Consider the following 3,739-nt stretch of genomic DNA (forward strand, 5'->3'; position numbering starts at 1 on the left):
GGTCGTGTCGCCAGCACCGGTGAGTGCGCAGGTGATGATGACGTCGTGGTTCATGATGCGTTTTCCTTCAGGCGTGATGGGTCTGTCCGCAGCCCGTGGCGGGGCTGCGAAGCGTCGTTAAATTCCCTCTCCCTTGGGAGAGGGCTAGGGTGAGGGGGCTTTTGATCGCAAGGTTATTTGCTGGTCAGTTGCAGATTTTCAGCAGCCGGTTTGCCATCGAAAGTCGTCACACCTTCAAGCCAGCGCTGTTTGTCTTCGGGGTGATCCTTGAGCCACTGCTTCGCCGACTCGAAGGCATCCTTGTGATCGAGCAGCGGCTGCATCATCCGGCTCTCGGCTTCGGCGGTGAACGTCAGGTTGGTCAGCAGGCGGCCGATGTTCGGGCATTGCTCGGCGTACTTCGGTGATGTGACCGTCCACACCGTGGCCATGCCTTCGTTCGGGCCGAGGGCGTCTTCGCTGCCGGTCAGATAGGTCATCTGAATGTTGACGTTCATCGGGTGCGGCGCCCAGCCGAAGAACACCACGGCTTCCTTGCGGCGCACGGCGCGGTCGACGGCAGCGAGCATGCCGGCCTCGCTCGATTCGACCAGCTGGAATTTGCCCAGACCAAACTGGTTCTTGGCGATCATCGCTTTGATCTGCGTGTTGGCGCCCGAGCCTGGTTCGATGCCGTAGATCTTGCCGCCCAATTCCTTCTCGAATTTGGCGATGTCGGCAAAGGTTTTCAGGCCCTTGTCAGCCAGATAGGTCGGCACGGCGAGGGTGGCGCGGGCGTCTTTCAGGCTCGGTGCTTCGAGCACTTTGACCTGATTGGCCTCGACGAATGGCGTGATGGTCTGGGTCATCAGCGGGTTCCAGTAGCCGAGGAACAAGTCCAGGCGCTGATCGCGAATCCCGGCAAAGATGATCTGCTGCGAGGCGCTGGTCTGTTTGGTGCTGTAGCCGAGGCCGTCGAGCAGGACCTGGGTCATGGCACTGGTGGCGATCACGTCAGTCCAGTTGACCACGCCCATGCGTACGTTCTTGCAGGAGGCCGGTTCGGCCGCCATCACGCCGGTGCTGAAGAAAGCGGTACCGCTGAGTGCAAGAACGCAGCTGCTGATCAGTCGTTTCATGTCGGGTTCCTCGGCAGTTCGATTATTGTGGTTCCCGGCATCTGCGCGCCGGTGAGGCCAAGTTACGCAGCTATGCACCCGTGAAAGCGCACTGCGGCGACTGGCATTTGCACTGTAGCGACCTGCACGCTTGAACGCCGCCGATAATCGGCGTATCAACGAGCCACGCGACCCGCCAACCGAGTGCGCCCATGTCCCAGGATTTCTACTTTTTGCTGATGCCGGGGTTCTCCGCCATCGGCTTTATTTCCGCGATCGAACCGTTGCGGGTGGCCAACCGCTTTCGCGGCGAGTTGTACCGCTGGCATGTGCTCAGCGCCGATGGCGGCGCGGTACTGGCGAGCAACGGCATGTCGGTCAACGCCGATGCGGCGCTGGAGCCGCTGAAGAAAGGCGCGACCTTGCTGGTGGTGGCCGGCTTCGAACCGCTGAAGTTCATCACGCCGACGCTGGAGCACTGGTTGCGCAGGCTGGACAAGGACGGCGTAACCCTCGGCGCCATCGACACCGGCAGCTTCGTCCTCGCCGAAGCGGGCCTGCTCGATGGCCATCGCCTGACCCTGCACTGGGAGGCGATCGATGCGTTCAAGGAGTCTTATCCACAGCTCAGCGTGACCCAGGAGCTGTTTGAGATCGACCGGCGGCGGATCACCTCGGCGGGAGGAACGGCCTCGATTGATCTGATGCTCGACCTGATCGCCCAGGCCCACGGCCCGCAACTGGCGATTCAGGTCAGCGAGCAGTTTGTGCTCGGGCGCATACGCCCGCGCAAGGATCACCAGCGCATGGAAGTCGCCACGCGTTACGGGATCAGCAACAAGAAACTGGTGCAGGTGATCGGCGAGATGGAGCAGCACAGCGAACCGCCGCTGACCACGCTGCAACTGGCGGAGTCGATCAAGGTGACCCGGCGGCAACTGGAGCGCTTGTTCCGGCTGCACCTGAACGATACGCCGAGCAACTTCTATCTGCGGTTAAGGCTTGAGAAAGCCCGGCAGCTGTTGCGCCAGACCGACATGAGCGTGCTCGAAGTCAGCATCGCCTGCGGCTTTGAATCACCGTCGTATTTCACCCGCAGCTATCGCGCGCGTTTCGCCCGCTGTCCCCGGGAAGACCGGCGTACCGCGCAGGCGTGAATGGGCCTGCATGAAAACAATGTGGGAGCGAGCCTGCTCGCGAAAGCGGTCTGTCATCCAACACTGATGTTGCCTGACACATTGCATTCGCGAGCAGGCTCGCTCCCACATTTAATTTTCGGCGTCTGAGAGAGGGCTATTTCTTCACCAACGCCGAACACGCCGCTTTGTACGCCTCATGCTGATATTTGTTCAGCGTCCCCGGCAGCTCGAAATTATGCTTCTTGGCCTGGGCATTGATCGTCTGCGGCGACAGCAGCGTCACCTCACAACCATCAAGCAGTTGAAACACGCCCTCAATCTTGAACGTCGTCGGCCCACCGGCAAACTCGCCCTTTTTGCTGCGCTTCTTGATCGCGATCCGGTCCACCGAATTCTCCCGCACAAACGACGCCACCTGCGCCGCGAACCGCCGCACATTTGCCGCCTCGTCATCGTCATCCAGGGCAATCTTTTTCGTGGCGAGAGGGACGTGGCTCAACGTCGAACCGTCGAGCGCCGCCACGGCGATGATCGCTTCGCTGCCTTTGATTTCAATGCCGCAGATGTTCATGGGAATTCCTTGGAATAAAGAGGGCAGCTTACAGCTCAAGCTGACTGGCTGTGATGCCGAACGCGGCGGCGATTTTCTCGCGGGTGGCCTTGCGGGGTTTGGCGACTGTTTCCTGCTGGGCAAACGCCGGTTGCGAGATGCCCATGCGCTTGGCCACTTCTTCCTGAGTCAGGTTGAGATATTCGCGCCAGGCGCGGATCGGTGTTGCGCCATCAACGATTCGACTTACCACCTCATGGGGAATCAGATCGGGCTGTATTTTCTGTGCGACATATTGAGCGTAGGGGATAACCACGAATGCAGGATTACCCTCGGCGTCATTGATTATTTGAATGTCAGTAGGTGCGTTCATCACGTTTCTTGACCTCTTGAATACTGACCACTTTGATTGCGCCATCCCTGTCGAACATGACTCGATAATTGCCGACACGCAGTCGGTAAGCGTAGTCATGACCAACCAATGCTTTTACGTTGCCAACATCGGGCATGTCGGCAAGCGCCGTGACGGCGTCGCGAACCTTCCCTTGGTGCACGGAATGCAATTCAAAAGCTGCTTAACAGCTTTGCGAGTCCAGTGGATGCTGTTCATAGAAGAATATAAGTCTTTTATAAGATTCGCGAATCTTTGCTTATATTTTTCCAGTGACCAATAAACAAGGCGTGTCGGCATGTTGCGCGTGTGCGTCGCTGCTGGCCATCAAGGCACAGCCTGTCGGCTCGATCGCAATATGGTGGTTGAGGACGAGGTTACGCCGATGAAGCCGCAACAGCGGTCCAGACCTTCTATCACTCCTGCCCGATCAACTCCAAAAACTCAGACCGTTCATCACTCATACGCGCGACACAATCATTCTGCGCAATGGTAAAGGCCTTGCTTCCCGCCGTGGCCGGGAACGCTTCCACCGCGCAATCCGCATCCCGCGTCTTCAACC

The 3,739-nt window shown here is 58.9% G+C and carries 5 protein-coding genes and 1 pseudogene; 1 reads left to right on the forward strand and 5 read right to left on the reverse strand.

What is annotated here, in order from left to right; translation table 11 throughout:
* Nucleotides 1–173 precede the first annotated feature (173 nt).
* Nucleotides 174–1,118, reverse strand: coding sequence for a choline ABC transporter substrate-binding protein (locus D6877_RS17210; protein ID WP_130911553.1), 945 nt, complete (start codon nucleotides 1,116–1,118; stop codon nucleotides 174–176).
* 191 nt (nucleotides 1,119–1,309) lie between these two features.
* On the opposite strand from D6877_RS17210, the gene D6877_RS17215 reads away from it, so the two are divergent.
* Nucleotides 1,310–2,254 carry a GlxA family transcriptional regulator gene (locus D6877_RS17215; protein WP_016772814.1) on the forward strand — a complete coding sequence of 315 codons (945 nt, stop codon included), beginning with the start codon at nucleotides 1,310–1,312 and terminating at the stop codon, nucleotides 2,252–2,254.
* 136 nt (nucleotides 2,255–2,390) lie between these two features.
* Here D6877_RS17215 and D6877_RS17220 read toward each other — a convergent pair whose 3' ends face one another.
* The 4 genes and pseudogenes from D6877_RS17220 to D6877_RS17235 form a co-directional block, all read right to left on the reverse strand.
* A complete protein-coding gene (locus D6877_RS17220) occupies nucleotides 2,391–2,807 on the reverse strand; it encodes a DUF3010 family protein (protein ID WP_016772815.1) in 417 nt (138 codons plus the stop codon).
* 28 nt (nucleotides 2,808–2,835) lie between these two features.
* The gene (locus tag D6877_RS17225) at nucleotides 2,836–3,159 is read right to left on the reverse strand and encodes a helix-turn-helix transcriptional regulator (RefSeq protein ID WP_130911554.1); all 324 of its coding nucleotides are present in this window, start codon (nucleotides 3,157–3,159) and stop codon (nucleotides 2,836–2,838) included.
* Nucleotides 3,143–3,396: pseudogene (locus tag D6877_RS17230) on the reverse strand (type II toxin-antitoxin system RelE/ParE family toxin). The gene D6877_RS17225 and the pseudogene D6877_RS17230 overlap by 17 nt, the downstream one beginning before the upstream one ends.
* A gap of 197 nt (nucleotides 3,397–3,593) precedes the next feature.
* Nucleotides 3,594–3,739, reverse strand: a 146-nt coding sequence (locus D6877_RS17235) for a lysozyme inhibitor LprI family protein (protein ID WP_130911555.1), incomplete at its 5' end; no start/stop codon positions are given.

This window comes from Pseudomonas sp. Sample_9, from assembly GCF_004307535.1.
In the GTDB taxonomy this organism is placed as follows: Bacteria; Pseudomonadota; Gammaproteobacteria; order Pseudomonadales; family Pseudomonadaceae; genus Aquipseudomonas; species Aquipseudomonas mercuritolerans.

Coding starts and splice junctions, on each gene's coding strand:
- D6877_RS17220 (WP_016772815.1), bottom strand. CDS start 2,807: ATGAACATCTGCGGCATTGAAATCAAAGGCAGCGAAGCGATCATCGCC.
- D6877_RS17215 (WP_016772814.1), top strand. CDS start 1,310: ATGTCCCAGGATTTCTACTTTTTGCTGATGCCGGGGTTCTCCGCCATC.
- D6877_RS17210 (WP_130911553.1), bottom strand. CDS start 1,118: ATGAAACGACTGATCAGCAGCTGCGTTCTTGCACTCAGCGGTACCGCT.
- D6877_RS17225 (WP_130911554.1), bottom strand. CDS start 3,159: ATGAACGCACCTACTGACATTCAAATAATCAATGACGCCGAGGGTAAT.